The sequence below is a fragment of the Streptomyces sp. C36 genome (genome assembly GCF_040932295.1).
GTDB lineage: Bacteria > Actinomycetota > Actinomycetes > Streptomycetales > Streptomycetaceae > Streptomyces > Streptomyces triculaminicus.
In genome coordinates this window covers 580782-602935 of the sequence record NZ_JBFQGI010000001.1, presented here as the reverse complement: position 1 = coordinate 602935, position 22154 = coordinate 580782, and the positions used below count along the sequence as shown (strand labels likewise).

Genomic DNA, 22154 nt, shown 5'->3' with positions numbered 1-22154 from the left:
GTAAGCACCCACAAAACAGTGCGTACTTGATCATGGTCCGGGCTCGTACGAGCCTGGCCCGTATGAACACCCACACCACTTCCAAGACCCCCATCGCCCTTCTCGGACTCGGCGACATGGGCACCGCGCTCGCCCGCGCCTGGCTCGCGGCGGGGCATCCGCTGACCGTCTGGAACCGCACTCCGGGGAGGACCCGGCCACTGGCGGACGAGGGCGCCCGCGTCGCGGCCACCCCGGCCGAGGCGGTGGCATCGGCCACCGGTCCGGTCGTGCTGTGCCTGCTGGACGACGCCTCCGTGGGCGAAGTGCTGGACGGCGTCGACCTGAACGGCAAGGACGTGGTCAACCTGACCACGAACACCCCGTCCCAGGCCCGGGAACGCGCCCGCTGGGCCGCCGATCGTGGGGCCCGTTTCCTCGACGGCGGGATCATGGCCATTCCCCCGATGATCGGCCGGCCGGAGACCGGCGGCTACGTCTTCTACAGCGGCGACCGCGAGCTGTTCGAGGACCGTCGCGCGGTCCTGGAGGCTCCCGCCGGGGCGACGTTCGTCGGCGAGGAACCCGGCCACGCGGCACTGCACGACGTCGCCCTGCTCAGCGCGATGACGGGCATGTTCGCGGGCATCACCCACGCCTTCGCCCTCGTGGGCCCGGAGAAGGATTTGGACCGGATCCGGTTCGCCACCCTGCTCGCGGACTGGCTCGGCGCCATGGCCGGCGCCGCCCACGGCATGGCCGCCCAACTGGTGAGCGGCGACTACACCGAGGGCGTCACCTCCAACCTCGCCATGATGACGGCGGCCAACGACACGCTCCTGGCCACGGCGGAGGAACAGGCCACCGATCCCCGGCTCATCGCCCCCTACATGGAGCTGATGAGCCGCCGGGTGACCCAGGGCCACGGGGACGAGGGCCTGGCGGGGACGGTCGCCCTGCTCGGCGGCGCATGACGGTTCACGCGGCGCGGAATTCGTTGCCCTGCCGCCGGGCGCGTATCGCCCCGCCCGGCGCCCGCGAATTCCCGGAATCGGCAACAAGGCTTTGCCGCCCACTCCCGGCCGGTGCACGCTCCCCCGCATGAGCACGCACAACGATTCCGGACGCGGACACGACCACACGGACGTCGGTCCAGGAGAACCAAGAGAACCAGGAGAAGAAGAGACAGCGGCCGAAGGCGCGGGGCGGGCGCCTTCGGTTCGGTGGGCGCTCGCCTGCCTGTCGCTCTCCGTGTTGCTGTCCTCCCTCGGCACCAGCATCGCCAACGTCGGCCTGCCGACGCTGGCACAGGCGTTCAGCGCGTCTTTCCAGGAAGTCCAGTGGATCGTCCTGGCGTATCTCCTCGCCATCACCACCCTCATCGTCAGCGTCGGACGACTCGGCGACATCGTCGGCCGCCGGCGGCTGCTCCTGGCCGGAATCTCCCTGTTCACGGCGGCCTCGGTCCTGTGCGGCCTGGCGCCCACGCTGTGGCTGCTGATCACCGCCCGGGCGGCGCAGGGTCTCGGAGCGGCCGTGATGATGGCGCTCACCATGGCGTTCGTGGGTGAGACGGTTCCGAAGGCGAGGACCGGCAGGGCCATGGGGCTGCTGGGAACGATGTCCGCGATCGGCACCGCTCTCGGCCCCTCGCTGGGCGGCGCTCTGCTCTCCGGTCCCGGCTGGCGCGCGATCTTCCTCGTCAACGCACCGCTGGGTGTCCTGGCCTTCCTTCTCGCGCGCCGCCACCTGCCCGTCGACCGGCGGGAGCCCAGGACCGGCCGAGCCGGCTTCGACCATGTGGGGACCTCGCTGCTCGCTCTGACGCTCGCGGCGTACGCACTCGCCATGACACTCGGGCACGGCGGATTCGGTTCGCTCAACGTGGCTCTGCTGCTGACCGCGGCCTTCGGGGCCGGCCTCTTCGTACGCGCCGAGACGAGAGCGGCATCGCCGCTGATCCGGCCGGCCATGTTCCGCGATCCGGTGCTGAGCTCGAGCCTCGCGATGAGCGCGCTCGTCTCGACGGTGATGATGGCGACCCTCGTCGTCGGGCCGTTCTACCTCGCCCGTACGCTCGCGCTCGACGAGGCCCGTGTCGGGCTCGTCCTGTCGGTCGGTCCGCTCGTCGCCGCGCTGAGCGGTGTACCGGCCGGCCGCGTCGCGGACCGTTTCGGCGCACCCCGCATGACCGTCGCCGGGCTCACCGGGATGGCGGCCGGTTCCTTCCTGCTGTCCCTGGCGCCGGCGGCGCTCGGCGTCCTCGGCTACATCGCCCCCATCGTGGTCGTCACCGCCGGCTACGCGGTGTTCCAGACGGCCAACAACACCGTCGTCATGACCGGCATACGTCCGGACCAGCGGGGTGTCACGTCAGGCATGCTCAACCTCTCCCGCAACCTCGGCCTGATCACCGGAACGTCCGTCATGGGGGCTGTGTTCGCGTTCGCGTCCGCGACGACGGACGTCACGACGGCACGCTCCGACGCCGTCGCCACCGGTACGCACGTCACCTTCGCGGTCGCGGGGGTCCTCGTCGTCGTCGCGCTCGCCATCGCGGTCGCCGGCCGTGAACGGGCCGGCGCTCGGAAGAGGTGATCCGAGCGGGGCACGGCGAAAAGGCCTGGGTACGATGCGCCCGCACAATCGAACGAACTCGAAGGGGGCCGTCATGCCTGGCCCGCACACCACCCCGGTCCCGCCTTCCGTCCCGGAGCCGTCCGAACCCGCCCGCGACCCGGGCGGCATGACGCGGCGACGCCGGTGGCGGACGAATCCCGTACGGGTCGGGTTCATCGCGGCCGTTCCGGTGCTCGGCCTGGTGGAGCCCCGGCTGGGCGGGGTCGCGCTGGTCGCGGCGCTGGTCGTGCTGTGGCGGGGCAACCCCTGGCCGAGGGCCGGGAAGGTCGCGGCGACGATCGCCGCCATGGCCCTCCTGGGCGCGGTCGTGCCCGACCCGCCGAAGGCCGCCGGCACGAAGGCGGCCGGCACGAAGACCCCGGTGGCGCCACGAACCCCCAAGGCGACCCCGACGGCACCCCCGGCCCCCGACTACCGCGGCAAGAAGCTGGACGTCGCGTACGGACAGGCCACGAAGGCCGGGTTCGCCGTCAGCTCCCACGACGCGTCCGAGAAGAACACGTTCGTCCGGAGCCGCTCGCTGTGGACGGTCTGCTTCCAGGAGCCGGGCCGGGGCGGCGTGCGGCCGACGCTCGACTTCGCCGTCGTGCGCAGCGGCGCCCCGTGCCCGAAGAAGGACGGCGAGCCCATCCCGTGGCCCACGATGCCCGAGCTGATGTGGAAGACGTGGCGCACGGCTCGTCCGCAGGTCGTCGCCCTGGGCGTGCGCTCCGATCACGTCGAGGCGCGGGCGGCGTACCGCAACGACACGCTGCCCGGCGAGGGCGGGTACGACGACTGGCGGGTGTGCGCGCACGATCCGGCCGAGGGCGCGAAGGTGCCGGCCGACACGCGTGTGACGCTCTACCTGTCGTCCCAGGACAACGGCTGCCCTGAGCCGGATCGGGGAACCGGTACCGCCGTGGACCTGCCGGACCGGGACGACGACGGCGATCCCGACTATCGCGACCCCTTCCCCGGCGATCGCGACCGCACCACCCGTTTTCCCGACGGGATTCCCCACCTGGGCGATTCCGACGGCTCCGACGGCTCGTCGGGCGGTTCCCACAGCGGCGGCTGGAGCGTCTGCCACCACACCCGCTTGTGCTGAGGGGCGAAGGTGCGGCAGGGCGGAGCCAATAGGTGACGTCCCGTCAGGGCCTTTCGTGGGCAGGCGCTCCCGCGTCACGGCCCGACCGTGTCAACGGCCCGGTGCTGCCTTACGATCGGCGCATGGCCAAGCATTCCGCGGACTCACCGCTGTCCCTCTGGTCCCAGCACTCCGTGCTGTCGATCGGCTCGGTGGGCTCGACGCTCTCGATCGGCTCCGTCGGATCAGTGCTGTCCGTCGGCTCGGTCGGCAGCGTCCTGTCGTTCGGCTCGATCGGCTCCGCGCTGTCGTTCGCCTCGACCGGCTCATGGCTGAGCACCGGCTCGCTGCTGTCCGCCCATTCGCGGTGGTCCGTGCTGTCCTGGCGGTCCCGCGGGGGCTTCCTGGCCGCGGGCGCCGTGGCGGTCGTCGCCTGCGCGGCCCTGACGGGCGATCACCGGCGCCGGGCCGCATAGGCCGGCCGTGTCAGCGGCCGCGGCCCAGCGCCGACCGCATGGTCACCCCGCGCCGGACGCGCAGACGCCGTATCTCCCGGCCGGTGACGATCCGCCCCAGCGTCTCGCCCAGGAAGCCGAAGAGGATGTCGTGCGAACCGACGTCGGCGGTGGAGATGATGTCGCCGCTCAGCGCGGCGGACATCAGCCAGCACACTCCCACCCCGAGGGGTATCGCGCCCAGCGCACGCAGCGGGCCGCCGAGACGGCTCGCGTACACGCGCCCCAGCGGGGGGCGTGCCGTGAGGATGGGGTGGCGTCACTTCCCGTGCGCCTGCCGCGCGGGAACGCCCGACACCCTAGCCGGTCATGCCCACATCAAACGGAGGGCCGCCTTCGCAACCGGTGACTACCATGGCCGCATGATCAGCTCTCCGGTCACCGCCCCCTTCGGCCGCTTCGAGGAGACCTGGCGGGCCGTGCACCGCCCCGAACTCCTCGCCGACCCCGTGGCCTCGGCCCTGGAGCGGTACAGCGGCACCGAGCCCGTCCAGTCCGTCCTGGTCGTCGACACCGACCCCGAGGTGGCCGACACCGCCGCCTTCTGCGCGGCCTATGACGTTTCGCTCGAGGTCTCCGCGAACTGCGTGGTCATCGCCGCCAAACGCGGCCAGGACGTCTCCTACGCCGCGTGCGTCGCCCTGGCGACGACCCGCGTCGACGTCAACAAGGCGGTGCGCAAGCATCTGGGCGCCCGCAAGGCGTCGTTCGCCCCGATGGAGACCGCCGTGGCGCTGACCGGCATGGAGTACGGCGGGATCTGCCCCGTCGGACTGCCCGACGGGTGGCCCCTCCTGATCGACGAGGCGGTCGCCTCCTCGCCGTACGTCCTGATCGGCAGCGGCAGGCGCCGGGGCAAGCTGATCCTCCCCGGCCCGTTCCTGGCCCAGCTGCCGAACGCCGAGGTCGTCGCCGGGTTGGCCGGCTGAGGGATCGGGGCCGCCCGGCGACGCCGCGCGTCGTCTTCCCGCCAATGTGCGGGGATCTCATCCCAAGCCTGTCGTTCCATGACGGCCGCTTATAGCCTGCGCCCTGGCCGGGCCCCGACGCGGGCGCCGGGCCGAGATCCGCACGGCATGTACGACTCATGATCCACGCACTTCCGTCGTTCGAGGGACAAGGAAGGGGACACATGATGTCGCGCTATCGCCTCCCGGGAGTGGTGGCGGCCGCCGCAGCCCTGCTGTTCACCTCCGGCGTCGCCGAGGCCTCCGCCACGAGCACCGACAGCAAGCCCGGCCCGAGCGGCACCACCTCCTACGGGTGGATCCGCAACGCCAACAGCGCCCACTGCCTGGCCGTCCCCGGTGGCAGCACCGAGAACGGCATCGGGCTCATCCAGTGGGGCTGCGGCGGCTGGCGGGACCACTACTGGCAGTTCGAATACGCCTTCAACAGCGGTGGCCGCAACTACTACCGCATAAGAAACCTCAACAGCCAGCAGTGCCTGGCCGTGCCGGGCGCCAGCACCACGCCGGGGACGCAGGTCATCCAGTGGCCCTGCGGCAACTGGCCGGACCACTACTGGGGCATCGACGCCACCGGCAACGGCACGCGCCTGGTGAACTGGAACAGCGGCCAGTGCCTCGCCATCCCCGGCGCCAGCCGCACACAGGGCGAGAAGGCCATCCAGTGGCCCTGCGGCACGTGGCCGGACCACTACTGGAACTTCTGAGCCACCCGTACCGACGATCCGACGCTCCACGACGTGCCCGGCGGGTTCCGACCCGCCGGGCACGCTCGCGACGACGACAGAGACACGATACGACTCACTGCAAAGTGGACATTACGGATATAGACTCATTCAGTCCGCTAGACGCCACAACGTAGGGAGTCGGCATCATGTCCAAGCGAGGCAACAAGCGACGCGCTCGCAAGAAGAAGAGCGCCAACCACGGCAAGCGGCCGAACACCTGAGCATCAGTCGGTGTCGAGGCCGTCCATCAGGCGGTTGAGGAACCGGGTGAAGGTGGCCTCGGGAGTCACGGGGCGACCGGGCGCGGAGAGGGCCTCGGCGAGCTCCGGGTGATGCCCGTCGGCGGCGACGGCGGCGAGGTAGCGGGCCTCGGCCGCGAGACGGTCGGGTGACCGCGCGGCCGCGGCCTGCGCGATCTCGTAGCCGACATGCCCGGACACGAACGCGGTGAGCTGGGAGAAGACCTCCAGCCTCGCCGCGCCGTCCAGCCCGGTGGGCCGCAGGGCGGCGAGGGCGTGCTCGAGGAAGGCCAGGACGTTGGGGCCGAGCGTCCGGCGGGCGGACACGGCGGCGGGCAGCCAGGGGTGGCGGAGCATGAGGGCGCGCTGGAGGTGACCGACGGCCTTGAGGTCGGTGCGCCAGTCGCCGGTGAGGGGGGCGTCGGTCGACAGTTCGCCGCTGACGTGGTCGATCATCAGGTCCAGCAGCGTCTCCTTGTCGCGGGCGTAGCTGTAGAGCGACATGACGCCGGCTCCGACCTCCGAGGCGACCCGCCGCATGGTGACCGCCTCGAGCCCCTCGGCGTCCGCCAGGGCCACGGCCGCCACGGTGATCGCCTCGCGGCTGAAGGCGGGTCTGCGTCCTCTGCGGGGCTGGGCTCGGGCGAGCCAGAGCTCTTGGGGGTCGACGCCGGGGGCGCCGGGCCCGCCGTCACGGGTCACGGTCTTCGGGCTCCTTTCCTCGCCGCCACGGCTCTCGCGCGGCGGCCCTTGCATCCGTCATCCAAGCATCCATTATTCTCGTACACAGTACGAGAATAATGGAGGGGAACGATGCCGTCACCCACGCACGACGCTCTGCGCACGCCCGCCTGGACGCCGCCCGCCGGAAGGACGAAGCCGCCACTGCCCTCGCGCATGATGCGGGCGGCCTGGCGCGGCCTCCCTGCCAAGCGGTACGACGTCGGATGGGAGCCGGGGCTGGTGGTTCCGGCCCCCGACGGCAGCCCGCTGATCACGGACCACTACTTCCCCCGCGCGGCGGGCGACTTCCCCACCCTCCTCGTGCGCTCGCCCTACGGCCGGGGCGTGCCGTGGTCCCCCATGTACGGCCTGCTCTTCGCCGAACAGGGCTTCCACGTGATCCTGCAGAGCTGCCGCGGCACCGGCGGCTCGGGCGGCCGCTTCGGCCTGTGGCGCAACGAGGCCGCCGACGGCCGGGCCACGGTGTCCTGGCTGCGTGAACAGCCCTGGTTCGACGGGACACTGGGCACGATCGGCGCCAGCTACCTGGGCTATGCGCAGTGGGCGCTCGCCATGGACCCGCCGCCGGAGCTGAAGGCGATGGTGGTGCAGGTGAGCCTGCACGATCCCCACGCCTTCTTCCACGCGAACGGCGCGCTCAACCTGGAGAACAGTCTCGTCTCCGGCATCGGCATGGCGTACCAGCACCAGGGCCTGGCACCGATGATGAAGGCGACGCTGCGCCTGCAACGCCGCCTGCGCGAGATCACCACCGCGCGGCCGCTGCGCGGAGCCCAGGCCTCCGTCATCGGCGACGCGCCCTGGCTGGACGACGCGATGACCCACGCGGACGCCGACGACCCGCACTGGCGCGGCACGTCCATGGGACAGGCGGCCGAGCGGCTGGACGTGCCCACCGCTCTGATCACCGGATGGCACGACGCGCTGCTCGACCAGACCCTCGAGCAGTACGGCCGGCTGCGCCGGGCCGGATGCGACACCGCCCTGCTCGTCGGCCCCTGGACCCACACCTCCGCGTTCCAGCGGGGATGGCCCGAGGTGTTCGCCGAGAGCCTCGCCTGGCTGCGCGCGCACCTGTACGACGACCCCTCCGGCCTGCGCCCCACCCGCGTGCGCGTGCACACCGGCGGCGACGACGCGTGGCGGGACCTCGACGACTGGCCGCCGACCCCGGCCACCACGTCATGGTTCCCCGCGCCGGACGGGCAACTCCTGCGGCAGGCCCCCACCGACGCCGAGCCGCTGGCGTCCTTCCGCCACGACCCGGCCGACCCCACCCCGTCCGTCGGCGGCCCCCTGCTCTCCCGGGGGGCCGGCCCCCGCGACAACAGCGCCCTGGAGGCCCGCGAGGACGTCCTGACGTTCACCGGCCCGCCGCTGACCGAGCCCGTGGACGTCCTCGGCCCGGTCTCCGCGCGGCTGAGCGTCTCCACGGACACCGGATACGCCGACGTCTTCGCCCGCCTGTGCGACGTGGACGCCCAAGGCCGCTCCACCAACGTCTGCGACGGGCTGGTCCGGCTACGGACCACCGGCCAGGCGCCCACGCGGGTCACCGTGCCGATGAGCTCCACCGCCCACCGCTTCGCCGCCGGCCACCGCATCCGCTGGCAGATCAGCGGAGGCGCCCACCCCCGCTACGCCCGCAACCCCGGCACCGGCGCGTCCCCGGTCGACGCCACCGAGTTCCTGCCGGTCCGCATCACGGTCCACGCGGACTCGGAGCTGACGCTCCCCCGGGGTGCGGCGGGCACGGCCGAGGACCGGGATCAGCCCAGGTCGTAGTCGAAGGTGTAGGGGACGGACGGTTCGCCGTGCCGGGCCGTGTAGCCGCCGGTGCCGCTCAGCCCGGTCAGCTCGCCCGTGCCCGACCCCGGAACGACCTCGAAGGCGCAGCGCACGGCACCGTCGTCGTCGAACGAGCCGCGCTCCTCGACGGCGAAGGTGCCGTCGCGGCCGTCCACCCGGCCGGTCAGCACCTGCATGCCGGTGAACGTGCCGGTCTTCTCCGTGACGTAGACGATGGAGTATTCGCAGGTGGTGTCGGCGGCCTCGATGCCGCCGGAGAAGGTGTTGACGACGGAGGCGTGGGCGAGCCTCGGGCTCGCCTCCCCCGCCCCGACCGTCCGCTCCTCCCAGGCGGCGAAGGTGAAGTGGCCGGTGGTCGTCTGTGCGGGCATGGCTGTCCTCTCGGTCGACCGCACGGGCTTTCGCGTGCGGTGTGGTGACAGCCTCGCCGCCATACCTGACATCTCCTGTCAGGTACGGGGAACAATGGCGCCATGCGCGCCGACCGGCTTCTGTCCCTGCTCCTGCTGCTCCAGAACCGGGGGCGGATGACGGCTCCCGAGCTCGCCGAGGAGCTGGAGGTGTCGGTCCGTACCGTCTACCGGGACATCGAGGCGCTCGGCGCGGCGGGGATCCCGGTCCTCGCCGACCGTGGCCCCGCCGGCGGCTACCGCCTGATGGAGGGGTACCGCACGCGGCTGACCGGGCTGACCGACGCCGAGGCCGGCGCGCTGTTCCTCGCCGGAGCACCCGGGCCGGCGCGCGATCTGGGCCTCGAGGCGGTGCTGGCCACCGCCCAGCTGAAGCTCCGGGCCGCGCTTCCGGCCGAACTGGCGGAGCGCTCACGGCGCGTACAGGACAGATTCCACCTGGACGCGCCCGCGTGGTTCCGGGACGCCGACCCGGTCACGTACCTGGCGCCGGTCGCGCGGGCGGTGTGGGAGCAGCGGGTGCTGCGCACGCACTACCGGCGCTGGAACGGCGAGGTGCACCGGGAGCTGCGCCCGCTCGCCCTCGTCCTCAAGGGCGGCATCTGGTACCTGGTGGCGCTCGGGGACGGGGAGGTACGCACCTACCGGGTCTCGCGGTTCGTGACCGTGGACGTCACGGACGAGACGTTCGAGCGGCCGGCCGGCTTCGACGTGGCCGCCTACTGGGAGGAGTCCTCCCGGCGCCTGGAGAGCGCCCTCCGCCAGGGAACGGCACGACTACGGATCTCGCCCGTGGCACAGCGGCTGCTGCCCGCACAGTTCGGCACGGCGGGCACCCGGGCCCTCGAGAGCGCCGGGCCGCCGGACGAGGAGGGATGGGTACGGGTGGACATGCGGGTCGAGGCCTTGGCCGTCGCGGTCGGCGACCTCCTCCGGCTCGGCGCGGAAGCGGAGGTACTGGGCCCCGCCGACCTGCGGCAGGCCATGGCCGAAGCCGTGGCCGCACTGGCCCGCCGCTACGCCGCGGCGCCCTGAACGACAGCCCCCGGCCGCTCAGGCCGTGAGGGCCGCGGCGGTGGCGCGGGCGAAGGCCTGGGGGTTGTCCAGCATGATGTTGTGCCCGCAGTCGGGGACGGGGACGACGGAGACTCCTGCCGCGGTGAGGGCGTCGGCGCCGGGGAGCGGGCCGTCAGCCTCCGGCAGGAGGTAGGTGCGGGGCATCGGGAGGGCCGACAGGAGTGCGCGGAGGGTGGGTTCGGTGCCGCGGACGAGGTGGGTCGCGCTGCGGTGCAGGGCCTCCCGGCCGGCCAGACGCATGGTGGACCACCAGTGGGAGCCGGCCCGGTCGCGGACCTCTTCCCATCCGCCGTCCACGAACTCCCGCTCCGTGTACGCGGCGATGCCACGGCTGCCGCCCGCGCCGGGCGTGGGCGGGAGCGCGTCGAGGTTGGCGTCGATCAGGACCAGGCGGGAGACCAGGTGGGGGTGACGGGTGGCCAGGACGACGGCCACGGATCCGCCCATGCTGTGCGCGATCAGCTCGGCGCCGGTGACGCCCGCCGAGGTGAGGGCCTCGGCGAGGGCGTCGGCGTGGGATTCCAGGGTGTAGTCGAAGCCCGTCGGCCGGTCGCTGATGCCGTGCCCGAGCATGTCGATCAGCAGCGAACGGCGGCCGGCCAGCAGCGGGTGCACCGCGACCTCGGCGAAGTAGGCGGGCGAGGTCGCGCCCAGGCCGTGCACGTAGACACGGGCCGGTTCCTCGCCCGGCAGCTCCACCCAGCGGATCCGGTCACCGTCGGACGTCACCGTGGCGGTACGCACAGTCTGCTCCCCCTGCAGTCAAGATCGTTTGATGAGAAGAGGGTAGAGGACAGGTCCTGAGGTCCGTTCTTCGGTGCGTCAGTCGACGGGCGCGTCGAGTGCGATGCCGTTCTTGGCCTCTTCCAGCGCCTCGTCGGAGGGCATGCCGCCCTGGTTCGCCGTGGCGAGGGCCTGGTTGAGGTCGACGAACGGGCGCATGCGCGCCTCGTAGCGGCCGAAGGCGGCAGTGTGGTCGCCGTCCGCCCTGCCGAGCTCGGCGGCCAGGACGTACGCGCCGACCAGGGCCAGGCTCGTGCCCTGGCCGGAGAGCGGCGAGGCGCAGTAGCCCGCGTCCCCGGCCAGCGCCACCCTGCCGGTGGACCACCGGTCCATGTGGATCTGGGCCATCGAGTCGAAGTAGAAGTCGGGCGCCTGCCGCATGGCGTCCAGCAGCCGCGGGGTCTCCCAGCCCATGTGGGCCAGGCCGGCGGTCATGAGCGCCTTCTGCTGCTCGGTGTCGCGGTGGTCGTAGGCGATCGGCTCGGACCGGAAGCCCAGCGTGGCCCTCAGCTCGCTGTTGTCGCGCACCGGGTAGAGGCAGTAGGTCGCGGAGTCGTCGTTGAGCCAGAGCTGCCAGTTGTCGAGTTCGAGGAAGTTGCGGGTGCTGAAGACGGTCACGTAGGCGCCGAGGTGCCGGATGAACCGCTCCTCGGGGCCGAAGGCCAGCCGCCGGACCTTCGAGTGCAGGCCGTCCGCGCCCAGCACGAGGTCGAACGTGCGGTCCCGGCCCCGCTCGAAGCCGGCCCGGACGCCGTCGGGACCCTCGTCGAGAGTGGTGAGGGAGTCGTCGAAGAGGAACTCCACGCCCGCGTCGCGTGCCTGGCGGTACAGCAGCATGGCGAGGTCCTCGCGCAGGAGCTCGATGTCCGCGCTCTCCAGGCGACCGCTGCTGTACGTCATCTCGGTGGAGCGCCACAGCTCCTCGCCCTGGCCGTCGAGCATCGCCATGCCGCGCATCCGGGTACGGACGTCGCGCGCCTCGTCCAGGATGCCGGTCCGGTCGAGGACGTCGAGGGCGACACCTCGTACATCGATGGCCTGACCGCCGGGGCGCACGGCGGGGGCGCGCTCGACGACGGTGGCGGCGAAGCCGTTGCGGCGCAGCCAGTAGGCGAGGGTGAGGCCCGCGACGCTGGCGCCGGACACGAGGACGTTCTGCATGAAGATCTCCTTCTGAGACGCTGTACGCAACTGAATGTACAGCGTACATACAGACTTGCAAAGCGCCATTTTCGCAGGCTGTAGCAGTACAGTTGCCGACCTCGAGCATGTTTTCGCTGCTAGTCTCTGTACTAGGACAGCAAGAAAGGACCGGCCGTGACCGAGAAAAACGCTCCGCCGTATCTGCGCATCGCCGCCGAGCTGCGGCGGCGCATCGCCGAGGGCGAGCTCGCTCCGGGCGACCGCGTCCCGTCCACCCGGCAGATCGCCAAGGAGTGGAACGTCGCACTCGCCACGGCCACCAAGGTGCTCACCACCCTGCGCCAGGAGGGCCTCGTACGGGCCCAGCCGCGGGTCGGCACGGTGGTCGCGGACGCCCCGGAGCGCACGCCCCACCCGGCTCGGCCGCCCCGCGCGGCGGCGCCGCCGGCCGCGTCCGACGGCGAGCTGACGCGTGAACGCGTCGTCCGCGCGGCCGTCGACATCGCCGACGCGGAAGGGCTCGCCGCGCTCTCCATGCGGGGGGTCGCCGCACGGCTGGGCGTCGCCGCCATGTCGCCCTACCGGTATGTGAACAGCAAGGACGACCTGGTCTTCCTCATGGCCGACGCCGTCCTGGCCGAGGCGCACTACCCCGCCGACGCGCCGTCACACTGGCGTCCCCGCCTGGAGGCCGGCGCCCGCTCGCTCTGGGCGCTGCACCGCGCCCACCCCTGGCTCGCGCAGGTCACCCCCCTGACCCGCCCGCTGGCCCTGCCGCACCTGATCGCCTACTCCGAGTGGATGCTCGGCGCGCTCGACGGCCACGGCCTGGACCCGGCGACCATGCTCAACCTGAACGTACTGATCTACAGCTACGTCCAGGGCACCGCCGTCCACCTCGAACGGGAGGCCCAGGCGGCCGGCGCCACCGGGATGTCCGAGGACCAGTGGATGGAATCCCAGGCCGCCGCCTTCGACGCCCTCGTGGCCTCCGGCGCGTACCCGACGTTCGCCAAGGTGACCGGGTCGTTCGACGACGGCGGCTACGAGCTGCGCCTCGACGAGGTGTTCGAGCTCGGCCTCACCTCGATGCTCGACGGACTGACCGCGCTGATCGACGGGTGAGCCCGTTCCTCGCCGAACGAAAAAGCCCGGGCCGGCCCCGTCGTTCGCAGGGCCGGCCCGGGTGTCGCGGTGTTGGTTACGGGGCCATCTCGTACGCCCCGGACAGCGCCTCGACGCGCTCCCAGACGCGTGCCGAGCGGGCGTCGTCGACGACCGGGCGGCGGACCGCGCCGAGCGCCCAGCTCTGCTGGGCCTCGGTGGCGGAGTCCTTGCCGTGCAGCTCCACGGCGTGCGCGGAGAAGTCGCGGACGAGGACGGCGAACAGCTCGTCGAGCACGTCCTCCTCGAGGCCGGTCAGGCGCGCCTGCTCCAGGATCAGCTGGCCGTGCACGACGAGCGCGAACAGCTGACCGATGGCGAGGAGGAGGTCGAGGTCGCGGCTCTGCTCCTCGTCGGGGGCGGCGGTGGCGACGAACTCGCACAGCGCGTCGGCCTGCTCGCGGAAGCGGCCGACGTTGGGCACGTGGGCGTACGCGTCGTAGGCTCCGCGCCAGTCGTGGAAGCGGATGGAGCCGAGGCCCCGGGCCGGGCCCTGCCGGAAGAGGAACTCGTCGTCGGCCGCGTCGAGGCGGGTCGGCACGGGCGCGTACTCGGCGGGGTTCAGCAGGTGGTTGCCCATGAACTTGAGGATCAGCGCGAGGTTGACGTGGACCGTGCCCTCCAGCTTCGGCAGGCCGCGGATCTCGGTGGCGGCCTGGGCGAAGTAGGTGTCCTTCTCGAAGCCCTTGGCCGCGATGACGTCCCACATGAGGTCGATGACCTTCTCGCCCTCGGTGGTCACCTTCATCTTCGTCATGGGGTTGAAGAGGAGGTAGCGGCGGTCGTCGGGGCCGGCGGAGCGGAAGTAGTCGACGGCGCGGTCGCTGAAGAGCTTCATGCCGACGAGGCGGACGTAGGCGTCGGTCAGCTCGCGGCGCACGTGCGGGAAGGCGGTGACGGGACGGCCGTAGAGGATGCGGTTGTGCGCGTGGGTGACGGCCTCGTACATCGCGTGCTCGCAGATGCCGATCGCGCCGGTGCAGAGGTTGAACTTGCCGACGTTGACGGTGTTCAGGGCGGCGTCGAAGGCGGCGCGACCGGTGTGCAGGATGTCGCCGGCCGCGACCGGGTAGTCCTCGAGGCGGAACTCGCTGACGTACTTCGAGGAGTCGACGACGTTCTTCACCAGGTGGTACGCCGGGTGGCGGCTGTCGGCGGCGAAGAAGACGTAGCCGTCGGGGCCCTCGACGTCGGTGCGGCGGCCGAAGACGGAGACGAGGCCGGCGGCGTTGCCGTTGCCGATGTAGTACTTGGAGCCGCTGGCCCGGAAGCCGCCGTCGCCGTCGGGCTCCAGCAGCATGTCGGTGGAGTAGATGTCGGCGCCGTGGGTCTTCTCCGACAGGCCGAAGGCGAACACCTCGCCCTGGGAGAGGAGTTCCGCGGCGCGGGCGCGGGCGGCGGCGTTGTCGCTCTGCCAGACCGGGCCGAGGCCGAGGATGGTGACCTGCCACGCGTACCAGTAGTCGAGCCCGTAGAAGCCGAAGATCTCGTTGAGGGCGGCGATCCGGGCGGTGTCCCAGCGCTTGTCCTCGGCTCCGTCAGCGGCCGCCGCGGGGGTCAGGAACGTCGCGAACAGGCCCTCCTTCGCCGAGAACGCGAGGAAGTCCGCCAGCCAGGCACGGGAGCGGTAGTCCTCTATCAGCTTGCGCTTGCCGCGCTCCTCGAACCAGTCGACGGTGGCGCGCAGCAGCCTGCGGGTCTCGGGGTCGAAGTGCGCGGGGTTGTAGGTGCGAGGGTTGAACAGCAGCGGGTCGGCCATGGAAGTTCGCCTTTCCGGCTTGACGGTCGAAGGTGGCGGTTGCCTGGGGTTTCAGCGCTCGGCGCGGAGCCGGTGGAGGGTGGCGAGGACGTCGTCGAGCCAGGCGAGCGTCATCCGCTCGTACGCGATGCCGCCGCGCAGCACGACGTGCTGGAGCTCCCGCCCGACATCGTCGGGCGTCACGGGAGCCTCAGGCCCGGTGAAATCACGCCGTTCCCCCACCAGGTAGTGCGCGAGCCGGTCGGTGTGCACCTGGTGGTGCCGCTCGACCTCGCGGATCAGCGCGGCCGGGTCGTCGAAGGCCGCCCCGCGGATCTTCACGGCGAGATCGTGCCGCACGCTCTCGGGTTCGATCGGCTCGTGCAGCCACCGGGAGAGGGCGGCCCGGCCGAGGGCGGGAACGGAGTACTCCTTCTTGTCCGGCCTGCCCTGCTGCGGGATCTCCCGGACGGTGACCCAGCCGTCGCCCTCCATCCGCTTGAGGACGCGGTAGATCTGCTGGTGGGTCGCGGTCCAGAAGTAGCCGATGGACCGCTCGAAGCGCCGGGCCAGCTCATAGCCGGAACCCGGCTTCTCCAGCAGAGAGACGAGGATCGCGTGCTCGAGCGCCATGACCCCGGATCTTTCTATGCAACTTGTTGCATAGACAAGAGGTACGGCCCGGGTGAGACGCGGCTCACCCGGGCCGGCCGTCCAGGACACGGCCACGCCCTACGCCGCGGACTCCAGCCCTCCGGCCTCCAGGGCGTCGGCCCTCAGGCGGAGCTCGGCGGCGATCTCGTCCCAGTCGGGGCCGTGCAGGTGGAGGCTGTCCGCCGCCTCGCGCATCAGCGCCGGTTCGTCGGGGCGCTGGAGCAGAAGCAGCCGGTAGGCGAGATTGCGGATCCACACGGGGAGGCGGCCCTCGACCACGTGCGGGCCCAGTCCACGCAGCATGGCGAGGATCGCGTCGGCGTCGGCGAACGTCAGCTCTTCGACGAAGTTCCGCTCGTGGTGGGCGCGGCCGCAGCCCGGCACCGGCAGATACGCGTCGTCGTAGAGGCACCGGGCGTGCTCGGTCAACGTGATGTGCATGATCCAAAGCCTAAGGTTTCTTGATCCACAAGAGGGAATCGCCCGGGTGCCACAACGCCCGAGGGGCGCGGCTCCCTCGCGGGTGCCGCGCCCCTCGGGCGGCGCGATGCGCTGCGGCGCGTGTTGCGTCCGGATCAGTACGCGGAGTTGACGTTGTCCATGGAGCCGTACTTGTCGGCCGCGTAGTTGCAGGACGCGGTGATGTTGGCGACCGGGTCGTAAATGTTCCAGGAGGTGCCCTCGACGTGATACGCCTTGAAGGTGGGATCGATGATCTGCAGCAGACCCTTCGACGGCACGCCGTTCACCGCGTTGACGTCCCAGTCGTTGATCGCCTGGGGGTTACCGGTCGACTCGCGCATGATGTTGCGCTTGATGCCGTCGTAGGAGGCCGGGATGCCCTTGGAGCGCAGGATGTCCAGGGACTCGTTGATCCAGCCGTCCAGGTTGTCGGCGTAGGCCTTCTTCGCCGGAGCGGCGGCAGTCTTGGCGGCGGGCTTGGCGGCGGGCTTCATCGGCTTACGGGCCTCGGAACGGCTCGCACGCTCGGCATCAACCTTCGCCTTCGCGGCGGCATCCGCGTCGGCCTTCACCGCGGCAGCGGCCTTCACCTGCGCCTGACCGGCAGCATCGTCCGCGGCCTTCGCCAGCTCCGCGTCCTGCGTCACACCGAACTCCTGAGCACTCAGCGACACCGTCTTCACACCAACCGAGTGAGCATCCGCGGCCTGGGCCTGGGGCACCAGAGCGAACGTCAGAGCGGCGGCACCGGCCACGGTCACCAGACCGGCAGCGGAGAACTTATGAGCCTTGGACAGAGCGGAATAACCGGAGACGGTGGAGCGCATAACGAGCTGAACCCTTCCAATCGCTTACGTCGCAATGGCCGTCAATGGCGCAAAAAGAGCGCCGTTTCTCGGTCGACGGCGCCGTGCGACTCAGCAATTGTTAGCGGCGCAAAAACCCCCTGGCAAAGGTGTGACCTACGGCCTCAGGCCGCATGCCACGAGGCCGGACGCGGTTTCGTCGCGTCCTGAAAGGGGACCTGAATACGGCCCTCTTTCGTATGTGATCCAGGCCCCATGAGGGGCCTCACAACCGGCCCCCCTTCGACTCACGGAGTGTGAGCACTCGTACCCGCGCGCGGCCGGGGCCGTCGTCCCGGTGGACGCGGCCCCGGCGGTGGGGAGACTGCGGTCAGGCGCCGCGACGGGCGGCGCGGCGGCGCAGGGCCAGGAAGAGGGTGGCGCAGCCGGCCGACAGGACCGCGACGCCTCCGACGGCCAGCGCCGCCGTGCGGCTGTCGCCGCCGGTCTCGGCGAGGCGGCCGCCCTGGGCGGCCGGGGCGTTGGCCGCCTTCACCGCGGAGTGGGGCTCGTGGCCGTTCTTGACGTGCGCACTCTCACCGTGTCCGGCCTCGCCGTGCCCGGCCTGGGCGGGCGCGCCCTCGCCGGAGGCGTCGCCGCCATCGCCGCCGTGTCCGTTGTGGTCGACCGTCGACTTGGCGGCGTCTTCCGCGATCTGCGCGTCACTGGGAGCGGACGCGACCGGCGCCAGCGCCTTGGTCGCCGGCGCCTTGCCGGAGAAGTCCACGTCGGAGCAGGTGTAGAAGGCCTCGGGGCTGTCCGAGCGCTGCCAGATGCTGTAGATCAGGTGCCGGCCGGACCGCTTGGGGACCGTGCCGTCGAAGACGTAGCTTCCGGCGTTCAGCGTGGGGTTGGTGACCTTGGCGAACGGCTTGGCCTCCAGGTCCGACCACTTCAGCGGCTTCTTGGGGTCGTAGCCGTCCTTGGTGATGTACAGCTCGAACGTGCCGCGGTGGGGGGCCGTGGCCCGGTACCGGAAGGTGTGCCTGCCCGGGGCGAGCTTCGATCCCGGCCAGTCGGCGCGCGGCGCGTCCAGGCCCTTGTACTTGTCGCGTCCGGCGCTGCACAGCTTGCCGTCGGGGATGATCCGGCGGTGGCGGCCGGCGGCGTCGCCGATGTTGACCTCGTTCCAGTCGTAGAGCGGCTGGGTGCCGCCGGCCGCGACCATCGCCTTGCAGGCCGCCGAGCGCGGATGTTCGGGCCCCTCGGCGAAACACGCGGACACCCGGCTGACCGGGTCCGTCATGGAGCCGTGCGCCTCCGCCGGGCCGGCGGTCAGCGCGGTGAGCGTGAGCGGGGCGAGACCGAGCAGGGATATCCGCAGGGCCGTGTGACGCGTGCGCATGGGGGGTCTCCTTGGGGGTGAGGGGGGTGCCCCGCACGCCGGCCGTTCGGTGGGGGGCGGTGCCGGCGTGCGGGGCGGTGTGGGGGGAGGTGGGGGACGGTGGGGGGACGGGCCTCAGTCCTGGGGGGGCGGGCGTCAGCCCTGCGGGGCCGCGAACGCCTTCGTGAAGGCCAGCGGGTCCTGCCGGATCGAGCTGCAGGTCGCGGACGCGGAGTTCTGCGGGCCGCCGGGGCACGGCTTGTCGCGGGCCGCCGACCACATCGACAGCCATCCCATCCGCTTGGTCCGGGCGAAGCGCGCCAGCTGCGTCGCGTCGTCGACCGTGAAGACCTCGGCGGCCACGTCGTTGACGCCGATCATCGGGGTGACCGCGACGGCCTTCCACGCCGCCGCGTCGCTGAGCCCCAGTACGCCCTTGACCTGCGCCTGCGTGGCGGTGGCCGCGTCGATGGCGTACTGCCCCATGTCGCCGTTGAAGGACGAGCCGTAGTCCATCGCCATGACGTTGACCGTGGAGACGGCGACGCCGTTCTTCCTGGCGTTCTCGATCAGATTGACGCCGTCCTGGGTGAGTCCGCTGGGCATCACCGGCAGGGTGAAGGAGACGTCGAGGCCGGGGTGGCTCTTCTGGAGCCGGGCTATGGCCTGGGCGCGGCGGGTGTTGGCGGCCGTGTTGGGCAGCGCGGCGCCCTCGATGTCGAAGTCGACCTTGGTGAGCTTGTACGTGTCCACGACCTTGCCGTAGGCGGCGGCGAGCGCGTCGGTGGAGGAGCAGGCCAGGCCCAGTTCGGATCCGGCGGCCCCGCCGAAGGAGACCCGTACGTCGCCGCCCGCCTGGCGCAGCTTCCCGATCTGCTGCGCGACGGCGTCGCCGCCGAGGTCGGTGACGCCGCCCCACTTGGGGGTGCAGCCGCCGCCGGAGGTGATGAAGGCCAGGTTGAAGTGCTTCACGCCGGTCTTCTCGGCGGTGCCCAGCAGGTCGTAGGCGGGGTAGAGGGAGGTGTCGACGTATGGGGCGAAGGCGGCGTTCGCGCCGCCGGGGGTCGGTGTGGTCGGGGTGGGCTGCGGCTTCGTCGGAGTGGACGTGGGCTCGGTGGGCCGCGGCTCGGGGTCCTTGTCCGCGGAGCACTTGGCGCCGTTGACGCGGCAGTTGGCCGGGGCGGTCGACCCGCTGCCGCCGGTCGCGACGAATCCGACGGTGACGGTCGCGCCGGGGGCGATGGTCGCGTTCCAGCTCTCCGGCTCGACGGTGACGCTGCGGCCGCTGACGGTGTGCTTGCCGTTCCACAGGGAGGTGATCTTCGCCCCGGCCGGGAGGTCGAACGTCAGCTTCCAGTGCGGCAGTTGCTTGTTCGTCGCGTTGGTGAGGACGTACTGCCCGGTGAAGCCGCCCGACCAGGAGCCGGTCGTGGAGAAGGCCGCGCCGACCGAGGCGGCCTGGGCGGTGCCGGTGAGGGTGAACGCGGCGCCGGTCGCGATCGCCGCGGCGGCGACGATGCCGGCCGCCTTCGCCTTGCGGCTCGGTCGTCGGCGGTGTGCGGAGGAACCCATCGCGTGCCTGCCTGTTCTGACTGGGGGGTAGGTACGGGCGGCACGCTAGCGAGCGCGAACGGTGCAAATCGCCGAATCGCGGTGCGGGGGCGGGTTCTTATGGTGGGTTTAAGGAACGCATCGGTGGGTGTTAAGGACGTGCCCGGCCACGCCGTACCCGGCGGCGGCGCTCGCGGCGCCGCCGGGTGCCGCCCCCGTCGAGCGAGAGCCACACTCGTACCTCCGTGCCGCCGAGGACCGATCGCCCGACCCGTACGTCCCCGCCGGTGGACTCCGCGACCCGGCGCACGATGTCCAGGCCGAGGCCGGTGGAGCCGGGGCCTCCGGCGCCGTGGCCGCGGCGCAGCGCGGCGTCCGGGTCGGCGATGCCGGGGCCCGCGTCGGAGACGAGCACGATCACGGCGTCCTCGCTGTGGTGCACGTCCACGGCGAAGGCGGTGCCCTCGGGCGTGTGCCGGAAGACGTTGCCGAGCATCGCGTCCAGGGCGGCGACGAGTTCGGGGCGGGCGACGGGGACGCGTACGGTCGCGTCGACGCCCGCGAGCCGTACGGTGCGGCCCTCGTCCTCGGCGAGGGCGGACCAGAAGTCCATCCGGTCACGGATCACTTCGCAGGCGTCGCAGCCGAGGGTGGGCCGTTCCGTGCGCTCGCCCTGTTCGCGGGCGGCGCGGATCAGCTGGTCGACCTCGCGTTCCAGCTGGGCGACGGCGGCGCGGGTCTGGTCGGCGGCGGGGCCTTCGCCGAGCGAGGCGGCGTTGAGGCGGAGGACGGTGAGCGGGGTGCGCAGCCGGTGGGAGAGGTCGGCGGCGAGTTCGCGTTCGTTGGAGAGCAGCTGCACGATCTTGTCGGCCATGGAGTTGAAGGCGACGGCGGCGGCGCGCAGTTCGGCGGGGCCGTCCTCGCGGACACGCACGCCGAGCCTGCCCTCCCCGAGCTCGGCGGCGGCCTTGGCGAGCCGCTCGGCCGGGCGGACGAGGCGCAGGCCGAGGCGGTCGGCGGTGGCGAGGGAGCCGGCGATCAGGCCGAGGCCGACGCCGGCGAGGATCACCCAGGAGGTGGTGACGCCGTTGCCGACCGCCCGGTGCGGCACGTAGACCTCGACCACCGCGAACTCGCCGGTGCTCAGGGCCGTCGGCTGGAGCAGGGCGTAGCCGCCGGGCACGGAGGTGATGGCGGAGCGGCCGCGGCGGGCGGTCTCCACGTCCCGTGCCCGGGCGCGGCGGCGTCCGATGTCGAACGCCTCGTGGGCGTCGCGCGGATCGGTGCTCGGCGGGTTCTGCCGGGCGCCGTCGCCGCCCGGTACGTGGACGGCCATGCGGCCGTCGCCGCCGGCCTGTGAGCTGGCGACCGCCCGCTCCAGCTGTGCGCGGTCGGTGGTGATGGCGAGCGCGGGCCGTATCTGGGCGGCCTGCCGTTCGGCGTCGGCGAAGGCCCGGTCCCGGGCCAGTTCCTTGACCACCAGTCCGAGGGGGACGGCGAAGGCGAGCACCACCATGACCGTGACGGCCAGCGACACCCTGACGAGCGCCCATCTCACGTCTGCTCCATGAGTGCCTCCGGAGGCACCGGGGGCGGCCCCTGCGGCGGCTCGAGCTTGACGCCGACCCCGCGGACGGTGTGCAGGTAGCGCGGTCTGGCGGCGGTCTCGCCGAGCTTGCGGCGTAACCAGGACAGGTGGACGTCGATGGTCTGGTCGTCTCCGTAGGACTGCTGCCAGACCTCGGCGAGGAGCTCCTTGCGGGGCACGACGACGCCCGGGCGGGCGGCCAGGTAGGCGAGCAAGTCGAACTCACGGCGGGTCAGGTCCAGGGCGAGCCCGTCCAGTTCGGCCAGCCGGCGCAGCGGATCGACGGACAGGCCGGCGACGCGCAGCGCCCCGGACGGGGCCGGTTCGCCCGCCGTGCCCGCGCCGCGGCCCGTCCGGCGCATGACGGCGGCCATGCGTGCGGTCAGGTGGGCCACGGAGAACGGCTTGACCAGGTAGTCGTCGGCGCCGTCGGTGAGCAGGCGGATGATCTCCGCCTCGTCGTCCCGTGCGGTGGCCACGATGACCGGCACGTCGGTGATGCCGCGCAGCATCTTCAGTGCCTGCGCCCCGTCGAGATCGGGCAGTCCGAGGTCGAGGATGACCAGGTCGAAGCCGACCTGCGCCACTTCGCGCAGCGCCTCGAGGGCGGTGCCGACGCTGCGTACGGTGTGCGAGGCCTCGGTCAGCTGACGGATGAGGGCCGAGCGCACGAACGGATCGTCCTCGACTACGAGCAGTCTTGCCATGGGCGGCACCGTACGCC

The 22154-nt window shown here is 71.9% G+C and carries 22 protein-coding genes; 9 read left to right on the top strand and 13 right to left on the bottom strand.

What is annotated here, in order from left to right; translation table 11 throughout:
• Nucleotides 1–62 precede the first annotated feature (62 nt).
• The 4 genes from AB4K12_RS02620 to AB4K12_RS02605 all read left to right on the top strand — a co-directional run bounded on the left by AB4K12_RS02620 (nt 63) and on the right by AB4K12_RS02605 (nt 4164).
• Nucleotides 63–953 (top strand): NAD(P)-dependent oxidoreductase, encoded by an 891-nt coding sequence (locus AB4K12_RS02620; protein WP_368432576.1) that lies wholly within the window; start codon nt 63–65, stop codon nt 951–953.
• A gap of 127 nt (nt 954–1080) precedes the next feature.
• On the top strand, nt 1081–2577 hold the full coding sequence (locus AB4K12_RS02615) for an MFS transporter (RefSeq protein ID WP_368432575.1): 1497 nt from the start codon (nt 1081–1083) through the stop codon (nt 2575–2577).
• Nucleotides 2578–2650: 73 nt separating this feature from the next.
• Nucleotides 2651–3709, top strand: coding sequence for a hypothetical protein (locus tag AB4K12_RS02610; RefSeq protein WP_368432574.1), 1059 nt, complete (start codon nt 2651–2653; stop codon nt 3707–3709).
• Between the two features lie 122 nt (nt 3710–3831).
• Nucleotides 3832–4164, top strand: coding sequence for a hypothetical protein (locus AB4K12_RS02605; protein WP_368432573.1), 333 nt, complete (start codon nt 3832–3834; stop codon nt 4162–4164).
• A 10-nt stretch (nt 4165–4174) separates the two neighbouring features.
• On the opposite strand, the gene AB4K12_RS02600 is transcribed toward AB4K12_RS02605, so the two are convergent.
• Nucleotides 4175–4423, bottom strand: coding sequence for a hypothetical protein (locus AB4K12_RS02600; RefSeq protein WP_368432572.1), 249 nt, complete (start codon nt 4421–4423; stop codon nt 4175–4177).
• Between the two features lie 142 nt (nt 4424–4565).
• Between AB4K12_RS02600 and AB4K12_RS02595 the strand changes: the two genes are divergently transcribed.
• Nucleotides 4566–5132, top strand: a complete 567-nt coding sequence (locus AB4K12_RS02595) for a YbaK/EbsC family protein (protein ID WP_368432571.1) — start codon at nt 4566–4568, stop codon at nt 5130–5132.
• A gap of 203 nt (nt 5133–5335) precedes the next feature.
• A complete protein-coding gene (locus AB4K12_RS02590) occupies nt 5336–5878 on the top strand; it encodes an RICIN domain-containing protein (RefSeq protein WP_368432570.1) in 543 nt (180 codons plus the stop codon).
• Between the two features lie 245 nt (nt 5879–6123).
• Here the strand turns inward: AB4K12_RS02590 and AB4K12_RS02585 are convergent, their stop codons facing one another.
• The gene (locus tag AB4K12_RS02585) at nt 6124–6840 is read right to left on the bottom strand and encodes a TetR/AcrR family transcriptional regulator (RefSeq protein ID WP_368432569.1); all 717 of its coding nucleotides are present in this window, start codon (nt 6838–6840) and stop codon (nt 6124–6126) included.
• 198 nt (nt 6841–7038) lie between these two features.
• On the opposite strand from AB4K12_RS02585, the gene AB4K12_RS02580 reads away from it, so the two are divergent.
• Nucleotides 7039–8667 (top strand): CocE/NonD family hydrolase, encoded by a 1629-nt coding sequence (locus AB4K12_RS02580; RefSeq protein ID WP_368433134.1) that lies wholly within the window; start codon nt 7039–7041, stop codon nt 8665–8667.
• Here AB4K12_RS02580 and AB4K12_RS02575 read toward each other — a convergent pair.
• Complete coding sequence (locus AB4K12_RS02575; protein WP_368432568.1) at nt 8652–9062, bottom strand: DUF3224 domain-containing protein; 411 nt, start codon at nt 9060–9062, stop codon at nt 8652–8654. The genes AB4K12_RS02580 and AB4K12_RS02575 overlap by 16 nt on opposite strands.
• A 102-nt stretch (nt 9063–9164) precedes the next feature.
• Between AB4K12_RS02575 and AB4K12_RS02570 the strand changes: the two genes are divergently transcribed.
• The gene (locus AB4K12_RS02570; RefSeq protein WP_368432567.1) at nt 9165–10136 is read left to right on the top strand and encodes a helix-turn-helix transcriptional regulator; all 972 of its coding nucleotides are present in this window, start codon (nt 9165–9167) and stop codon (nt 10134–10136) included.
• 18 nt (nt 10137–10154) lie between these two features.
• Here AB4K12_RS02570 and AB4K12_RS02565 read toward each other — a convergent pair whose 3' ends face one another.
• Entirely contained in the window at nt 10155–10922 is a 768-nt protein-coding gene (locus AB4K12_RS02565) for an alpha/beta fold hydrolase (protein WP_368432566.1), read from the bottom strand.
• 78 nt (nt 10923–11000) lie between these two features.
• The gene (locus AB4K12_RS02560; protein WP_368432565.1) at nt 11001–12122 is read right to left on the bottom strand and encodes an FAD-dependent monooxygenase; all 1122 of its coding nucleotides are present in this window, start codon (nt 12120–12122) and stop codon (nt 11001–11003) included.
• Nucleotides 12123–12278: 156 nt separating this feature from the next.
• Here AB4K12_RS02560 and AB4K12_RS02555 point away from each other — a divergent pair, with 156 nt between their 5' ends.
• Nucleotides 12279–13229, top strand: coding sequence for a TetR/AcrR family transcriptional regulator C-terminal domain-containing protein (locus AB4K12_RS02555; protein WP_368432564.1), 951 nt, complete (start codon nt 12279–12281; stop codon nt 13227–13229).
• Nucleotides 13230–13305: 76 nt separating this feature from the next.
• Here AB4K12_RS02555 and AB4K12_RS02550 read toward each other — a convergent pair whose 3' ends face one another.
• The 8 genes from AB4K12_RS02550 to AB4K12_RS02515 form a co-directional block, all read right to left on the bottom strand.
• On the bottom strand, nt 13306–15027 hold the full coding sequence (locus AB4K12_RS02550) for an acyl-CoA dehydrogenase family protein (protein ID WP_368432563.1): 1722 nt from the start codon (nt 15025–15027) through the stop codon (nt 13306–13308).
• 51 nt (nt 15028–15078) lie between these two features.
• Nucleotides 15079–15639 (bottom strand): PadR family transcriptional regulator, encoded by a 561-nt coding sequence (locus tag AB4K12_RS02545; protein ID WP_368432562.1) that lies wholly within the window; start codon nt 15637–15639, stop codon nt 15079–15081.
• A 99-nt stretch (nt 15640–15738) separates the two neighbouring features.
• Entirely contained in the window at nt 15739–16101 is a 363-nt protein-coding gene (locus AB4K12_RS02540) for a hypothetical protein (RefSeq protein ID WP_368432561.1), read from the bottom strand.
• 134 nt (nt 16102–16235) lie between these two features.
• Nucleotides 16236–16949 carry a transglycosylase SLT domain-containing protein gene (locus AB4K12_RS02535; RefSeq protein ID WP_368432560.1) on the bottom strand — a complete coding sequence of 238 codons (714 nt, stop codon included), beginning with the start codon at nt 16947–16949 and terminating at the stop codon, nt 16236–16238.
• A gap of 349 nt (nt 16950–17298) precedes the next feature.
• The gene (locus tag AB4K12_RS02530; RefSeq protein ID WP_368432559.1) at nt 17299–18312 is read right to left on the bottom strand and encodes a lytic polysaccharide monooxygenase; all 1014 of its coding nucleotides are present in this window, start codon (nt 18310–18312) and stop codon (nt 17299–17301) included.
• A 135-nt stretch (nt 18313–18447) separates the two neighbouring features.
• Nucleotides 18448–19863: a cellulose binding domain-containing protein gene (locus AB4K12_RS02525; protein WP_368432558.1), complete on the bottom strand. Its 1416-nt coding sequence runs from the start codon at nt 19861–19863 to the stop codon at nt 18448–18450.
• Nucleotides 19864–19993: 130 nt separating this feature from the next.
• Nucleotides 19994–21400 carry a sensor histidine kinase gene (locus tag AB4K12_RS02520; protein WP_368432557.1) on the bottom strand — a complete coding sequence of 469 codons (1407 nt, stop codon included), beginning with the start codon at nt 21398–21400 and terminating at the stop codon, nt 19994–19996.
• On the bottom strand, nt 21397–22137 hold the full coding sequence (locus tag AB4K12_RS02515) for a response regulator transcription factor (RefSeq protein WP_368432556.1): 741 nt from the start codon (nt 22135–22137) through the stop codon (nt 21397–21399). Before AB4K12_RS02515 ends, AB4K12_RS02520 begins: the two co-directional genes overlap by 4 nt.
• Between the last annotated feature and the right edge of the window lie 17 nt (nt 22138–22154).